This window comes from Streptomyces sp. DSM 15324, from assembly GCF_001514285.1.
In the GTDB taxonomy this organism is placed as follows: Bacteria; Actinomycetota; Actinomycetes; order Streptomycetales; family Streptomycetaceae; genus Streptomyces.
Genome location: NZ_KQ949034.1, coordinates 182,566 through 197,091, shown reverse-complemented (window position 1 = coordinate 197,091; position 14,526 = coordinate 182,566). Strand labels below are relative to the sequence as shown.

Below are 14,526 nucleotides of genomic sequence, written 5' to 3'. Positions count from 1 at the left end.
CCGCGTGAGCCCGCGCCAGCGAGAAGCGGGAACGGGTCCCCCTCTCAGCCGTCGGTCACCGTGATGCGGAGGGGGCCGCCGAGGACGAGCTCCCCCCGGAAGAAGCCGGACTCGGCGTCGGTGATGTTCAGCCGGTACTTCGCCGTGACGGAGGCGTCGGCGTTGTAGAGGTACTCGGGCTGGTCGAGCACGGTTCCGAGACTGTCGTACGCCGGTCCCGTGGAGTCGACGAGATGGGTGGCGGTGAACGCCGCGTCGTACGGCGCCAGCGCGTCCCGACCCGCGGTGAACGTGCCGCCCCGGTCGTCCCGCGCGGTCGCCCCCACCACGGCCCAGCGGGCGGTGGACCCCGCCGCGTACTGCGGGACCGGGAAGGCGTAGCTGTAGTCCGCGGACGCCATCGTGCCGCCGACCGCGCTCGCCTGGTAGGGCCACTGCGGCTCGAACGAGAACGTTGGTCCTGCGGCGCCCCGACGAGCTGCCCGTCGGCGCCCACCTGCTGAACGGTGAGGGCGCCGAACAGGTCGGTGGCCGCCGCGTCTCCGTCCGTGACGGTCCAGTCGACGGTGACCGTGGCGTCGCCGGAGGTGGCGTCCACCGCACCCTGCTCGACGGCGAGGGCCGTCAGCTGCGGCCCGGTCTGCCGCTCCTGCTCCGCGGCCTGCACGGGGCCGGCCGCCAGCGCACCGATCCCCGTGAACTGGCCATGACATAAAGCCGAGCGATGCTGGCAGCGGGGACTTCAGGGCATGGACTGCTTTTCCGCGGGGCCCAGGCCGACCTGCCGACAGGCCGACAGGTGTGGCGGCGGTGCGGGGCGGCTGAGGGCGGTTCGGGGTGGCTCAAGGCGGCGCTCGGGGTGGCTCAAGGCGGCGCTCGGGGTGGCTCAGGGCGGCGCTCAGGGCGGCGCTCAGGGCGGCTCAAGGTGGTTCGGGGAAGCTCGCGGGACGATTCGGTCCGCTCAGGGCGAACCGGGGTGAATCGGGGCTGCTCGGGGCAGCCGGGTGCCGAGGCGCCGCTGCTCACCGGCGGTCGAGGGCGGGTCGGTCGACCGGCCCGCGGGCGGCGGCCCATGGGCGCTGGGCCGCCGCGGAGCGCGCGGCTACAACTTGGTCATCTTGGGGTACGGGCTCAGGATCCGCATTTGCGACGAGCCGAAATCCACGAGCGCTGCGATTCCTTCCTCGATGCCGATCACTCGGCCGAGGCCGTACATGTCATGGGTGACCTGGTCGCCCACGGCGAAGTGCTTGGGAGCCGGTGCGACCGGGGCCTTGAAGGGACTGGTGGGCAGGTGACGCTTCGATGCGGCAGGCTTTGTCATTGCCCCCAGTATGCGCCCGCCCGGGCCGGACGGACCGTGACGGGACACATCTGGGCTCACACGGGGCTGCGGCTCCTCGACGGCACCCTGCTCGGAGGGGGTGCTGGGGCAGCCGCAGGCGCGGGGGCCGGCGCCCTTGCCGAGGGTGTCGGTGTCGGCCTTGACGACGTAGACCTCCCACGACTCCTTGCCGGGTCCGTGGACCCACACCTTGTCCTGGAGGGCGTAGCAGCAGGAGATGTCGTTCTCCTCGAAGGTGGCCAGGCCGGCGCCCTTGAGCCGGGTGGCGGCGGCGTCGACCCGGCCGGTGGACTCGACCTCGACGCCGAGGTGGTCGAGGCAGGTCTCCTCGCCGTGCGCACCCTCGATCAGGACGAGCTTCAGCGGGGGTCCGGCGATGGCGAAGTTCACGTAGCCGGCGCGCCGCTTGGCCGGTTCGGCGCCGAAGAGCTTCGACCCGCGGGCGGGACAAAGCAGGCGATGGCATCGCGGGTGCTCACCAAGCGTGGGTGCGGGCGCTGGAGGGGTGCGGGTCGGGTCACACCTTCTTGACGACGATCGTGTCCGGGACCAGCTTCTCCAGGTCGTCGACGTCCGAGGTGAAGACGGTGACCTGTCCCCTCTGCTGTCGCGCGATGACGGCGAGCACGGCGTCGATCGCGTACTTGTGGCCGTGCAACTCGGCGTCGGCCAGGAGTCGACGCGCCTGGCGGGCCTCGTCCTTCCCGATGTCGACGACGTGGAGCCGGGAGAGTACCCAATCCCAGCGGTGCTCGGTGGTTCTGCCCTCGTACGCCTCGACCAGTGTCATCGGGGACGTCACGACCTCGGCTTCCCCGCGTGCCGCAAGATCGAGCCAGGTGATCATCTTCCGGTCGCCGCGCACCGCAAGGGCCAGGGCTTCACAGTCCAGTACGAAGACACGAAGGGGCCGCTCTCCGTGCACACCGGCTCGCTTCTTCACGCAGCCTCTCCGGCGTCGGGCTTTCCGGCGGTTCGACGTCGCTGGTGTTCGGCGTCGAGTTCGTCCAGTTCGTCGAGCGCTTCCGCATGTTCGTCCTCGGTGACGGGGCCGTGTTCCTCCTGCAGCCAGTCGACCAGTTCGCGGAGCCGGTCCCGGTCACGCTTGAAGCGCAGCGCCTCGGCGACATAGGCCGACAGGCCCCGCTCTGCCGCGTCCGCGCGGATCTCATCCAGGAGATCCTCGGGAATCGTCACGGTTACCTTCTTCGTCGCCATACAAGAGACCATACTCCTGGTATCGCATTCCTTACCACCAGTGGGTCGCGCGAGCGACGCTCGGCGATCAGGCGGCCGGCGCGGGGCGTGGGCTGCCGTGGAAAACCTGGCTGGTGTGCCATGAGCGGTGGGCCGCCGCGACGGGACGGGCCCCCGGTTGAGGTCCGATGAGCGGGCGGCCGGCGAGCGCTACGACGTGCTCGCGGGCGGCGGGGCTGTGGCCGACGAAGCGCTGCGAGACCAGGATGCGGTGACTTCCACCGATGCCGAGGACGCCCTTGTCGAAGAGCTTGTGGTGCAGCGAGCACAGGCACAGGCCGTTGTCGACGTCGTCAGGGCCGTCGAACGCCCACCAGCGCACGTGCGCGGCCTCCAGCCCGACCGGCACCGCGCCGATCCTGCCGTCGTAGCCGCAGAAGGCGCACTGGTACTCGTATGCCGTCAGGACCTGCTCCCGCATCCGGGGATCCCGCCGCCTGCGCACCGCCGGGAACTGTTCGCTCTCCGTCGGCTCCAGCTCCAGGCCGACGGCTTCGCACAGGTCGCCGTGGAGCGAGGGCGGGAAGTTCAGGTCGAGCAGGACCCGTGCCATCCGGGCGAGCAACGACGGCTCGCGCCGCAGCGCCGCCCGAAGTTCCGGCGTCAGCCGCCCTGCGGCTCCGACCTCCCGCAGCTCCCGCACGCCACTGCCGGGACTGCCCGGTCCGCGATCGGTGCGCACCTCCCACACGCCGTCGCTCACCAGATGGTGGAACGGGTAGGCGGGCGTTGTTCTGTTGGGCGGACCGTACTCGGCCAGCAGCCGTCTGAGGTCGTCCTCCACCGCGCTGTACCGCAGTTCACCGTCGGCGTCCTGCTGGAAGCGCCCGAGCGCGTACAGGAACAGCAGCGGCTTGTGCGGAGCGCGGGTCCCGCTTCTGCTCCACTGCCTCAGCTTCGCGGTGCGCTCCAGCCAGTCCATGACCGGCGATCGTAGTGGCGTTGCGGTGCGTGGTTCCCGAGGGCATGGGGAGCGGGTCGACTCCCAGGTGGCGCCCGGACACCGTGGGGTCACTGGCTTCGTGCCGACGTTGCCCGTTGTGCCTGACGAGCCGTGCCGAGGCGACTGCGACGGGTCTCCACCAGGTGCCGCCATCGTTCGCGCGTCTGTCGCTCTCCGTCCGAACCACCGCGCTCGCGCCGTGTCCTCGGGAAGCGGAGGACCGGCAGGCAGCCGCAAGTCACCGACTACGACCACGACTTCCCCGCCCTGATCGCCCGCACCTCAGCGACCTCACCGCCGAGGAACGCCACGTCCTCCGCACGGTCAGCCTGCTCACCGCGTTCTCCGTGCCCCTGGCCACCCAGGTCGCCGGCATGGACCACGACGCGCCCGCCCTACGGCTGACCGAGCGCCCCTTCGTACGGGCGTCCCGAAGTCCGCACGGTTCACGTGCCGTAGGTGCCCTGCGAGGTCGGCCGTCACGGCCGCCCACTGTGCCTGCCGGTTCGTGAACGTCTCACTGGCGGCGATGCTCCGGTCGTTCGAGCTGAACGGCGTTCGAAGATCCCGCCCTGCCGCTACGCCCTCTGAAGGACAACGGGTGTCGATCCAGGCCGAGCGCGCAGGCGAACGAGCCGCGGGCGCGGCGGACGGAGGGGAGGAGCCCGGAGTACGTCTATTTTCAGCCATGCCTCTATCGCGTCCCTGCGCGGAAAGGTACTTCCGCGTATGAGCATGCACCTGACATCTTGCATCCACCACTCGTTTCGTACGGCCCGGCCGGTTCCCTCAGCACGGCCGGGCCGTCTCCGGAGGACGCATTGATACCCCACATATCCAGCCGCCCTAGACGCACGCTGGTGCTGGCGGCCACGCTCGGTGCCGCCCTCGCGCTCGGCGCCCCGGGAGCCCTCGCGGGCACGCTCCCCGTCGGCCCCTCCACCGCGCCGGCGCCGGCCGCCAAGGCCCACACTCCTGCCGCCGTGCCGGCATCCCAGAGTGCGACCTGGGTGGCCGGGACGCGTGCCTACCTCGTGATCACCGCCCCTGGTGACAGTTCGGCGGTCCGCTCGGCGATCACGGCCAACGGCGGCACCGTCTTCTCGAACTTCGACGCCATCGGCGTGATCGTCGCCCACTCGGCGTCCAGCGGATTCGCCGCCACCATGCGCGACGTCCCCGGCGTGCAGCAGGTCGGCGCCACGCGTACCTCGGACGTCCCGGCCGACGCCTACAACCCGGCACTCCCGGCCAATCCGGCCCAGGCCTCGACCCCGGCCGGAGAACCGGTCCGGGCCGACATGAGCCAGATCAAGGCCGACCAGGCCTGGGCCGTGAACCCGGGCTCCGCCTCCGTCACGGTCGGCATCCTGGACACCGGTGTGGACGACCAGCACCAGGACCTGGCGCCCAACTTCGACGCGGCCGACTCGGTCTCCTGCGCCTACGGCAAGCCCGACACCCGTGCCGGCGCGTGGCGGGACGTCGACACGCACGGCACCCACGTGGCGGGCACCATCGCCGCGGCCAAGAACGGCAAGGGCGTCGTCGGCGTGGCACCCGGGGTGAAGATCGCCGCGGTCCGGGTCGCCGAGCCGGGCAACGCCTTCTTCTTCGCCGAGAACACCATCTGCGGCTTCGTCTGGGCCGGTGACCACGGCTTCAAGGTCACCAATAACAGCTATTACACGGACCCGTGGCAGTTCAACTGCCCGGACAACATCGACCAGGCCGCCATCATCGAGGGCGTCAAGCGCGCCCAGGAGTACGCCGAGGGCAAGGGCTCCCTCCAGATCGCCGCAGCGGGCAACGAGAACTACGACCTCGCCCACAAGACGACCGACTCCGCGAGCCCGAACGACTCGACGCCGGTCACCCGCACCATCACCAACGCCTGCCTCGACATCCCGACCGAGCTGCCGGGCGTGGTCACGGTCGCGGCCAACGGCACCGGCGTCACCAAGGCCTCGTTCTCCAACTACGGTCAGGGCGTCATCGACGTCGCGGCGCCGGGCAGCAACGTGTACTCCACCGTCCCCGGCGGCGGGTACGGCAGCAAGAGCGGCACCTCGATGGCCACGCCGCACGTGGTCGGCGTGGCGGCACTCATCGCCAGCGCCAACCCGGGCATCACCCCGGCGCAGATCCGGGCCAAGCTTGCCGAGCAGGCCAACGACATCGCCTGCCCCTCGGACAGCCGCTGCACGGGCACGACGGCCAACAACTCGTTCTTCGGCGAAGGCCAGGTCGACGCCCTCAAGGCCGTCGGGACCACCCCGCCGGCCGGCACGTACTTCGAGAACCTCACGGACTTCGCCATCAACGACAACGCGACCGTGGAGAGCCCGATCGTCGTCACCGGTGTGACCGGCAACGCCCCGGCCACCCTGAAGGTGGGTGTGGACATCAAGCACACCTACATCGGTGACCTGAAAGTCGACCTGGTGGCGCCGGACGGCACCGTCTACACGCTGCACAACCGCGCCGGCGGCAGCGCCGACAACATCGCCCAGACCTACACCGTGAACGCCTCCTCGGAGGTCGCGAACGGCACCTGGAAGCTGCGCGTCAACGACAACGCCGCCTCCGACACAGGCAAGATCGACGCCTGGAACCTGACCTTCTAGCGAAGGGCTGGGCACCGCCCGCGTACGCACCTCCCCGCCCCGCGGCCGTCGACTGGTGCGAGGGCCGGACGGAGTCGCTGGTGTGCACGCGGGAGCAGCGACGATGGCCTCGTCGCCGGAAAGGTGGCGAGGCCATCGTGGCGTGAGGTCCTGCGGCGCGGGCGCGGTGACGAGGCCGGCCGGGGTAACTCAGATGGTGACGGCGGCCCGGACCCAGAGCGTCGGGCAGTCGGACTCGAGGCCGGTGAAGAAGGAGTAGGTCGCGGCGTGGAGGTCGTCGAGGGTGAAGGATCCGCTGCCGTTACGGTCGAGCCGTGCGAACTCGTCCGCGGCGCCCTTGTCGGTGATGTTCCGGCTCTTCAGGAACCGCTCGAACTCGGTTCTGCTGACCTTGCCGGTCTTGTCGTAGTCCATGAACCCGAACGTCGCCGCCGTGAACGCACGGATGTAGTCGGGGACTTCTTCGGGCGACTTCCCGACCAGCTTCCTCTCCAGATACGCCAGCATTTCCTGCTGGTGCACCCGGCCGTCCTTGTTCGTGTCGGTGGCGTCGATGAGAGCGAGGATGAACCGGTTGACGGCTTGGACCGCGGCCTGGTCCTTCGCGGTGGCCGAGCTGGCGGCGGTGCGCAGGTCGCTCGCGTCGATGCCACCGGTCCTGTGGGTGTCGAGAAGATCGAACAGGTCGAGAACCCTCTGCTGGTACGCGCCCATGGCCGTCGTCATCCTTCCGGGTAAAACGGTTCTGATCGGGGCGTTTCGCCAGGGAACCTAGCCTCGTGGTCATCCGCGGCCCCTGCGTTCCGACCATGATCATTCGATGAGGCGAACGGTGTTGGTGCGGACAGCGGTACACAAGCCCGTATGCGGCAGAAACCAAGCCCGGCAAGCGCAAGAAGGAAAACAAGGGGAAGCGCAAGCAGCAGGAGGCACGGGAAACCCGACGGCCAAGGACGACCGGCAAGAGTCACAGCGGTTGCTGTACTCCGCTGATGCACGCACGACAGAGGCCCATTCACGTCACGTGAATGGGCCTCTGACCTGTGTCGGGGTGGCGGGATTTGAACCCACGACCTCTTCGTCCCGAACGAAGCGCGCTGCCAAGCTGCGCTACACCCCGATGTCGCTGCTTGTCCTGCTTGTCGCGGCGACGTCGTTTACTTTAGCCCACTGGTGGCTGGAGACGAAATCCGGTTTTGGCGCGGTGGCGGATCGGGTTGGGGCGGACGTGGTCGAGGGTCACGAGGAGGACTGCGAGCGCGTAGAAGGCGAGGCCGAGGAGGAGGGCGTTGGCCAGGGTGTGCTTGAAACCGTGGGCCTCGGCGTCGAGGAAGGGGTAGAGGTAGCGGCCCGGCGTGGTGGGGGTGATCAGCTGGGCGCGGAGGAGGAGGAAGAGCAGGTAGGCCGTGGGGTAGAGCATCCAGGTCGCCGCCCGGCGCAGCCGCATCCGGCCCGGTGGGGTCAGGAGCAGCCAGTCGAGGAGGGCGGCCACGGGGGTGACCGTGTGGAGGAGGTGGTTGGTCAGGGTGGTCCAGACGGTGGGGGAGGTTGCTGCCGGGTCCGTCGCCAGGAAGCGGGGGGCCGGGTCTGGCAGGAGCAGGTGGTACACCAGGGCCGTGATCGTGATGTAGAGCAGTGCCGCGCCGGTGAGGGCGGAGGGGAGAGGGGGGCGGGCCGACCAGGCGCGGCGGGCCGAGAGGAGGGTGACCCCGGCCAGTAGCACGTTGCTCTGGAGGGAGAAGTGGCTCAGGGTGCGCAACGGGGCGTCCGTGATCAGGAGCGCCAGGGTCACGCCCGTGGCCGCCGTGCCGGCCAGCAGCAGGCGCAGCACGGCGGCCAGGGGGCGGCGTACCGGGGGCACCACCGCGGAGGCGGGGACGGACGAGGGCAGGAGCGCGTGGGTCCGCGGAATCGCGGGCAGCTCCGGAATGTCCCGGGGTATCGGCGCGGTCATGCCCCCAAAATAGGCAAATGGGGGAAAGGGGGCGATGTGGGTGGGCCGGATGGGGGAGGGCCTGTCGCTGTCAGTCCTTCGGTACCAGCGTCAGCAGCGTCACTTCCGGCGGGCACGCGAACCGCACCGGTGTGTAGCGGCTCGTGCCGCAGCCGGCCGAGACGTGCAGATAGGACGTACGGCCTTGTGCCGTGTGCGTCGACAGGCCCTTCACGCGGTCCGTGTCGAGGTCGCAGTTGGTGACGAGGGCGCCGTAGAAGGGGATGCACAGCTGGCCGCCGTGGGTGTGGCCGGCGAGGACCAGCGGGTAGTCGTCCGCCGTGTACGCGTCGAGGACGCGGAGATACGGCGCGTGCACCACGCCCATCGAGAAGTCCGCGGAGGCCGAGGGGCCGCCCGAGACCTTGGCGTAGCGGTCCCGCTTGATGTGCGGGTCGTCCACGCCGGTCAGCTCGATCGACATGCCGTCGATCTTCAGGACGCCCCGAGTGTTGGTCAGGTTGAGCCAGCCCGCCCCGTCGAAACCGTCCCGCAGGTCCTCCCACGGGTTGTGGACGACGCCGACGGCGGGCGGGTTGCCGTTCAGGCCGTGGCGGCCCTGGACCTTCTCCAGGAGGTAGCGGGCCGGGTTGCGCAGGGTGGGGCCGTAGTAGTCGTTCGAGCCGAAGACGTACGCGCCCGGGAAGTCCATCAGGGGGCCGAGGGCGTCCAGTGTCTCGGGGACCCCCTCCGGGTCGGAGAGGTTGTCGCCCGTGTTGATCACGAAGTCGGGGCGCAGTCCGGCCAGCGAGCGCAGCCAGCGCTGCTTCTTGCGCTGGCCGCCGACCATGTGGATGTCGGAGACCTGCAGTACGCGCAGGGGGCGCATTCCGGAGGGCAGGACGGGGACCGTCACCCGTCGGAGGCGGAAAGAGCGGGCTTCGAAACCCGCCGAGTACACCAGACCGGCGGCGCCAGCCGCCGCGATGGACAGAGGTACTGCGTATCGCGCGCGCATGCCTCCATCGTGTCAGACCCGTTGGGCCCGGCTGACACCCCGTCTGCCCCGCCCCCGAAATGAGCGGGCGTCGGGGCGGCCGCACCTGCGACAATCACCTCCATGACCACGCTCAAGTCGAAGCTTCAGGAAGACCTCAACGCCGCGATCAAGGAGCGCGACGAGCTGCGCTCCTCGACGCTCCGGCTGACGCTCGCCGCGATCACCAAGGAGGAGGTCGCGGGCAAGGAGAAGCGTGAGCTCTCCGACGACGAGGTGCAGAAGGTGATCACCCGAGAGGCGAAGAAGCGCCGCGAGGCCGCCGACGCCTTCGCACAGGGTGGTCGCCCCGAGTCCGCCGAGCGGGAGAAGGCGGAGGGCGTGGTGCTCGCCGCGTACCTGCCGAAGCAGCTCAGCGACGAGGAGCTGAACGACATCGTCGCCCAGGCCGTCGAGGAGGCGAAGGCGGCGGGCGCCGAGGGGCCGCGGGCCATGGGCGCCGTCATGAAGATCGTGAACCCGAAGGTGGCGGGGCTGGCGGAGGGCGGGCGCGTCGCCGCGGTCGTCAAGAAGCTGCTCGCGGGCTGATCCCGGCCCCGGCTCAGCCGCAGCCGCACGCCGCGGCCTCGGGGCGCCGTACCCGCGAACGGCCCCTGCTCCTCGTACCGCACGCACTGCTCTGTGCGCCGTACGAGGGGCAGGGGCCGTTCCCATGTGTACCGAGTACCACCGGCTTACCGCTTACCGCCTACCGCCTACCGATTACCGCCTACCGGTCGCCGGTCATCGTTCGCCGGCCAGTGGTGCGGTTCTCAGCCCCGGCCGCGGCCGCCCCCATTGCCGTTGCCGTTGCCCTGGAACAGGTTGCCGAAGTCGGTCGAGGTGTCGCCGCCGGTCGAGGAGGCACCGCCGTCGGACGACGTGCCGTTGGACGTGCCGCCGTCGAAGAGGCCGCCGATGAAGCCGTTGCCGCCGCCGTTGTTCCCGCCGCCGTTGTTCCCGTTGCCGTTGCCGTTGTTGTTGTCGTCGCTGTTGTCGTCGTCGCCCTTGCCCGGGTTGTCGCGCGGGATGAAGACGGTGTGGAAGTCCGGGGCCCCCTTGCCCTCCAGGGCGCCGTTCATGGCGTCGCGCCAGATCGGGCCGGGGGTGTCACCGCCGTAGACCTGCGGGTGGTAGACGCCGCCGATGTAGATGTCGGTCATCTGCACCTTCTGGGTGGCGCTGCCGACCCAGACGGCGCCCGCGAGGTTCGGGGTGTAGCCGACGAACCAGGCGTTCTTGCGGGAGTCCGTGGTACCGGTCTTACCGGCGTTGGCGCGGCCGGAGAGGCCGGCCTGCTGGCCCGTACCGGAGTCGATCACACCGCTGAGCAGGGTGTTGATGGTGTCCGCGGTCTTCTCGCTCATTGCCCGCGAGCAGGTCGACTTCGGGACCTCCAGCGACTTCTTCTTGCCGCCGACGGTCTGGGTGATCGACTCGATGGCGATCGGGGTGCAGTACATGCCCCGGCTGGCGAAGGCCGCGTACGCGCTCGCCATGGTGAGGGGGGACAGGCCGGTCGAACCGAGGGTCATCGAGGACGGCACCTCGGGGACCTTGTCGCCGTTGCCCTGGACCACGCCGAGGGCGTCGGTCATCTTCACCACGGGGCACATGCCGATGTCGGCGAGCATCTGCACGAAGTAGGTGTTGACCGACTTCGCCATGGCGGTCTGCAGGTCGTACGGGCCCTTCTCGGACTCGCTCTCGTTCTCCAGCTTGTAGCCGCCGTCGTTGCGCCAGGACTTGCCGCTGCACGTCTGGACGGTCTCGGGGTACGCCATCTCGTACGGCGCCGAGTACGTCTGGTTGGCCGGGCGGCCCTCCTCGATCGCGGCCGCGGCCACGAACGGCTTGAAGGTCGATCCGGTCGGGAAGCCGAAGTTCGAGCCGCCCATGGAGGCGTTGACCGAGTAGTTGTACTCGGTCTCGTTCTTGCCGTAGCCGTACGGCTTGGACTGGCCCATGCCGAGGATCTTGCCGGTGCCGGGCTCGACGAGCGTGGCGGCCGCCGCGACCTTGTCCGACTTGTAGACGTGCTTCTTCAGGCTGGCCTGGACGGATTGCTGGGCCTGCGGTTCGAGGGTCGTCCGGATGGACAGACCGCCCTGGTTCCAGAGCTTGGCCCGCGCCTCCTTCGTCCTGCCGAAGACCGGGTCGCTGAGGAAGACCCGCTCGACGTACTTGCAGAAGAAGCTGGCGCCCTGGACGGCGGTGATGCAGCCGTTCTTCGGCTGGGTGACCTTCAGGCCCAGCGGGGCCTTCTGCGCCTTGGCGGCCTCGGCCTCCGAGATGTCGCCCACCTCGGCCATGCGCTGGAGCACGGTGTTACGGCGCTTGGTGGCCTCGGTCGCGTCGTTGACCGGGTCGTAGCGGCTCGGGGACTGGACGATGCCGGCCAGCAGGGCGGCCTGCGGGAGGGTGAGGTCCTTGGCGTGCGTGGAGAAGTAGCGCTGGGAGGCCGCCTCGACGCCGTAGGCCTGCTGGCCGAAGAACGTGATGTTCAGGTAGTTCTCGAGGATCTTCTTCTTGCCGAGCTCCTCCTCGACCTGGATCGCGTACTTCAGCTCCTTGATCTTGCGGCCGATGGTCTGCTGGGTGGCCTGCGCGACCTTCGTCGGGTCGTCGCCGGCCTCCTCCACGAAGACGTTCTTCACATACTGCTGGGTGAGCGTCGAGGCGCCCTGGGAGACGCCGCTGCTCTGCACGTTCTTGTTGAGGGCGCGCAGGACGCCCTTGAGGTCGATCGCGCCGTGCTGGTAGAAGCGCGAGTCCTCGATCGCGACGATCGCCTTCTGCATGAACGGCGAGATGTTCTTGAGGTCGACCACCGTGCGGTCACGGGAGTAGACCGTGGCGATCTGGCCGCCCTCGGAGTCGAGGATCGTGGTGCGCTGGCTCAGCGGCGGTGTCTTCAGGTTGGCCGGGAGTTCGTCGAACGACTCGACCGACCCCTTGGCGGCCAGCCCCAGGGCGCCGAACGCGGGCAGCGCGATGCCCGCCAGCACGGCTCCGGAGAGGACACTGACACCGAGGAACTTGGCGGCCTGCTGCGTGGCGGACAGGCCACCGCCCGAGCGCTTGTTTGGCATGGGGGCAGCCTACGTTCTCATTCGCCGGACACGCGTCAATGCCTTGGCCTAAGCTGCTCCCAACTGTCACAGCAGTAGGGCCACGTATCAATACGTCCGGCGACCCCGAATCGTTCCGGAGGTTCCCCGACTTTTTCCGTGGGGGCGTGCCCGAATCCGCCTTGTGTGTCATCCGGCGTCCGTTGTGGCCCAAGTGAACTGTCCCGTTTGCCGGGAAGGTCACGCATGTCGCAGGCTCACTCCCCCGGGTGATCTGCCGCTTACCCATAGTCCGTTCGGGCCATTCAAGATTGGGCCCGAAGGGGGTGTTGCGCTGTGCCCACCTTCCGTAACGTCCTCAACTGGCGGCGGTGAATATGCCGCTGCCGCCGTGGGGGAGCCTCGATTCGGGAGAGGACGGCGCCGGTATGGGCTGGGTTACCGACTGGAGTGCGCAGGCCGCCTGCCGCACTACCGATCCGGATGAACTGTTCGTTCAGGGAGCAGCGCAGAACAGGGCCAAGGCGGTGTGCACCGGATGCCCGGTACGCACCGAATGTCTGGCCGACGCGCTCGACAACCGCGTCGAGTTCGGTGTGTGGGGAGGCATGACGGAGCGCGAGCGCCGCGCTCTGCTGCGCAGGCGGCCGACCGTCACCTCGTGGCGCCGGCTGCTGGAGACCGCGCGCTCGGAGTACGAGCGCGGCTCGGGCATCGTGTCGCTCGACGACGACGAGATGTACGAGAACTACGCGGCGGTCAGCTGAGAAGAGCCCTTCCGTACGGGGGGCCTTCCTGTTCGGCTTCGGCGGTCTCGGACGCGTTCGGTCTGCGCGGGCGGCCATCGGGCGCCTTCAGTCATGGGCGGCTTCGACCGTCGGGCGCCTTCAGTCGTCGGGCGGCTTCAACCGTTGGGCGGGCTTCAGTCGTCGCCGGCCTCGGGAAGCTCCGGCCGAGGGGACGCGAGCCGATTGCCGATGTCCCGCAGCCCAGCGAGGTCGTGTACGTCACCGGGCAGCGCCGCCACTTCGGCCACCGCCACCTCCGGATGGAGGGCGGTGAAGCGGTCACGGGTGCGCTGCTCACGGGAGAGCAGGTGCATACGCTCGGCGTGCAGCCTCAGCAGGCCTGCGGTCAGCTGATCTGCGCTGGGGGAGGAGCCGGAACCCGGGGCGGTCGCGGGGCCGGTGGCGGGTTCGGGTGCGGGCTCGGTTGCGGGTGGTTCTGAACTGCCGTGCGGGTCGGGAGAGTTACGAAGTCCAGCTTTCCCGCCGTCCTGATCCACAATGCGGGGGTCTTCAAGATTTTCCACCCCCGTCTCCGCTTCGTCCTCTGTCTCGGTGTGGGCCAGGTCGAGGTTCTCCGCGGCTGCGAGCGCCCGCTCGGCGGACAGCTGGGCCGCACCGCTGCCATGGACCCGGTTGAGCACCAGACCGGCCAGCGGCATGCTCTCGGCGGCCAGCCGCTCCACGAAGTACGCGGCCTCCCGCAGCGCGTCCCGCTCGGGGGCCGCCACGACGAGGAACGCCGTCCCCGGGGCCTGGAGCAGCTTGTAGGTGGCGTCCGCGCGCGTGCGGAACCCGCCGAACATCGAGTCCATCGCCGCCACGAACGTCTGCACGTCCTTCAGCAGCTGTCCGCCCAGCAGCTTGCCGAGCGCGCCGGTCATCATCGACATCCCGACGTTCAGGAACTTCATCCCCGCGCGGCCGCCGACCTTCGCGGGTGCGAGCAGGACCCGGATCAGCTTGCCGTCCAGGAACGAACCCAGCCGCTTCGGCGCGTCCAGGAAGTCCAGCGCCGAGCGGGACGGGGGAGTGTCGACCACGATCAGGTCCCACTCGTCCCGGGCGCGCAGCTGCCCCAGCTTCTCCATCGCCATGTACTCCTGCGTGCCGGCGAAACCGGCGGAGAGCGACTGGTAGAAGGGGTTCGACAGGATCGCGGACGCCCGCTCCGGATCCGCGTGCGCCTCGACGATCTCGTCGAACGTGCGCTTCATGTCGAGCATCATCGCGTGCAACTCGCCGTCGCCCTCGACGCCCTTGACGCGGCGCGGGGTGTTGTCGAGCGAGTCGATGCCCATCGACTGGGCGAGCCGGCGCGCCGGGTCGATGGTGAGCACCACCACCTTGCGGCCCCGCTCGGCCGCCCTGAGACCCAGCGCCGCCGCCGTCGTCGTCTTGCCGACCCCGCCGGAACCGCAGCACACCACGATCCGGGTCGCCGGGTCGTCGAGCAGCGGGTCGAGATCGAGCACGCGCGCAGGGGAGAGCCGGTGCTGTGCCTGGCCCTGGTCCCGACTCATTCCGTC

14 protein-coding genes, 1 tRNA gene and 1 pseudogene are annotated in these 14,526 nt (G+C 69.5%); 4 read left to right on the top strand and 12 right to left on the bottom strand.

Features of this window, described 5'->3' with window-relative positions:
* Positions 1 to 44: 44 nt before the first annotated feature.
* The gene (locus AQJ58_RS32255; RefSeq protein WP_067256556.1) at positions 45 to 401 is read right to left on the bottom strand and encodes a hypothetical protein; all 357 of its coding nucleotides are present in this window, start codon (positions 399 to 401) and stop codon (positions 45 to 47) included.
* Positions 402 to 454: 53 nt separating this feature from the next.
* On the opposite strand from AQJ58_RS32255, the gene AQJ58_RS32250 reads away from it, so the two are divergent.
* Complete coding sequence (locus AQJ58_RS32250) at positions 455 to 715, top strand: hypothetical protein (RefSeq protein WP_067256555.1); 261 nt, start codon at positions 455 to 457, stop codon at positions 713 to 715.
* A gap of 387 nt (positions 716 to 1,102) precedes the next feature.
* Here the strand turns inward: AQJ58_RS32250 and AQJ58_RS44000 are convergent, their stop codons facing one another.
* The 5 genes and pseudogenes from AQJ58_RS44000 to AQJ58_RS32230 form a co-directional block, all read right to left on the bottom strand.
* Positions 1,103 to 1,324 (bottom strand): hypothetical protein, encoded by a 222-nt coding sequence (locus AQJ58_RS44000; protein ID WP_199844742.1) that lies wholly within the window; start codon positions 1,322 to 1,324, stop codon positions 1,103 to 1,105.
* Between the two features lie 81 nt (positions 1,325 to 1,405).
* Positions 1,406 to 1,801, bottom strand: a pseudogene (locus AQJ58_RS32245) (ArsI/CadI family heavy metal resistance metalloenzyme); the annotation flags it as partial.
* Between the two features lie 61 nt (positions 1,802 to 1,862).
* Positions 1,863 to 2,288 carry a PIN domain-containing protein gene (locus AQJ58_RS32240; RefSeq protein ID WP_067256553.1) on the bottom strand — a complete coding sequence of 142 codons (426 nt, stop codon included), beginning with the start codon at positions 2,286 to 2,288 and terminating at the stop codon, positions 1,863 to 1,865.
* Positions 2,285 to 2,563 (bottom strand): ribbon-helix-helix domain-containing protein, encoded by a 279-nt coding sequence (locus tag AQJ58_RS32235; protein ID WP_067256552.1) that lies wholly within the window; start codon positions 2,561 to 2,563, stop codon positions 2,285 to 2,287. The genes AQJ58_RS32240 and AQJ58_RS32235 overlap by 4 nt, the downstream gene beginning before the upstream one ends.
* Before the next feature lie 67 nt (positions 2,564 to 2,630).
* The gene (locus AQJ58_RS32230; protein ID WP_067256550.1) at positions 2,631 to 3,524 is read right to left on the bottom strand and encodes a phosphorothioated DNA-binding restriction endonuclease; all 894 of its coding nucleotides are present in this window, start codon (positions 3,522 to 3,524) and stop codon (positions 2,631 to 2,633) included.
* Positions 3,525 to 4,405: 881 nt separating this feature from the next.
* On the opposite strand from AQJ58_RS32230, the gene AQJ58_RS32225 reads away from it, so the two are divergent.
* Positions 4,406 to 6,172: a S8 family peptidase gene (locus AQJ58_RS32225; protein ID WP_067256548.1), complete on the top strand. Its 1,767-nt coding sequence runs from the start codon at positions 4,406 to 4,408 to the stop codon at positions 6,170 to 6,172.
* Positions 6,173 to 6,361: 189 nt separating this feature from the next.
* On the opposite strand, the gene AQJ58_RS32220 is transcribed toward AQJ58_RS32225, so the two are convergent.
* From AQJ58_RS32220 to AQJ58_RS32205, 4 genes are all read right to left on the bottom strand, one after another.
* A complete protein-coding gene (locus AQJ58_RS32220) occupies positions 6,362 to 6,886 on the bottom strand; it encodes an EF-hand domain-containing protein (RefSeq protein WP_067256547.1) in 525 nt (174 codons plus the stop codon).
* 332 nt (positions 6,887 to 7,218) lie between these two features.
* A tRNA-Pro gene (locus AQJ58_RS32215) sits at positions 7,219 to 7,292 on the bottom strand.
* A 42-nt stretch (positions 7,293 to 7,334) separates the two neighbouring features.
* Positions 7,335 to 8,126 (bottom strand): Pr6Pr family membrane protein, encoded by a 792-nt coding sequence (locus AQJ58_RS32210; protein ID WP_067256545.1) that lies wholly within the window; start codon positions 8,124 to 8,126, stop codon positions 7,335 to 7,337.
* A 70-nt stretch (positions 8,127 to 8,196) separates the two neighbouring features.
* The gene (locus AQJ58_RS32205) at positions 8,197 to 9,123 is read right to left on the bottom strand and encodes a metallophosphoesterase (protein ID WP_067256543.1); all 927 of its coding nucleotides are present in this window, start codon (positions 9,121 to 9,123) and stop codon (positions 8,197 to 8,199) included.
* 102 nt (positions 9,124 to 9,225) lie between these two features.
* Between AQJ58_RS32205 and AQJ58_RS32200 the strand changes: the two genes are divergently transcribed.
* Complete coding sequence (locus tag AQJ58_RS32200) at positions 9,226 to 9,690, top strand: GatB/YqeY domain-containing protein (protein ID WP_067256541.1); 465 nt, start codon at positions 9,226 to 9,228, stop codon at positions 9,688 to 9,690.
* Between the two features lie 224 nt (positions 9,691 to 9,914).
* Here AQJ58_RS32200 and AQJ58_RS32195 read toward each other — a convergent pair whose 3' ends face one another.
* A complete protein-coding gene (locus tag AQJ58_RS32195; RefSeq protein ID WP_067256539.1) occupies positions 9,915 to 12,233 on the bottom strand; it encodes a transglycosylase domain-containing protein in 2,319 nt (772 codons plus the stop codon).
* A gap of 407 nt (positions 12,234 to 12,640) precedes the next feature.
* Here AQJ58_RS32195 and wblA point away from each other — a divergent pair, with 407 nt between their 5' ends.
* Entirely contained in the window at positions 12,641 to 12,979 is a 339-nt protein-coding gene (gene wblA, locus AQJ58_RS32190) for a transcriptional regulator WblA (protein ID WP_055634507.1), read from the top strand.
* Between the two features lie 155 nt (positions 12,980 to 13,134).
* Here wblA and AQJ58_RS32185 read toward each other — a convergent pair whose 3' ends face one another.
* Positions 13,135 to 14,520 (bottom strand): ATPase BagB, encoded by a 1,386-nt coding sequence (locus AQJ58_RS32185; protein WP_067256537.1) that lies wholly within the window; start codon positions 14,518 to 14,520, stop codon positions 13,135 to 13,137.
* Positions 14,521 to 14,526: the final 6 nt, after the last annotated feature.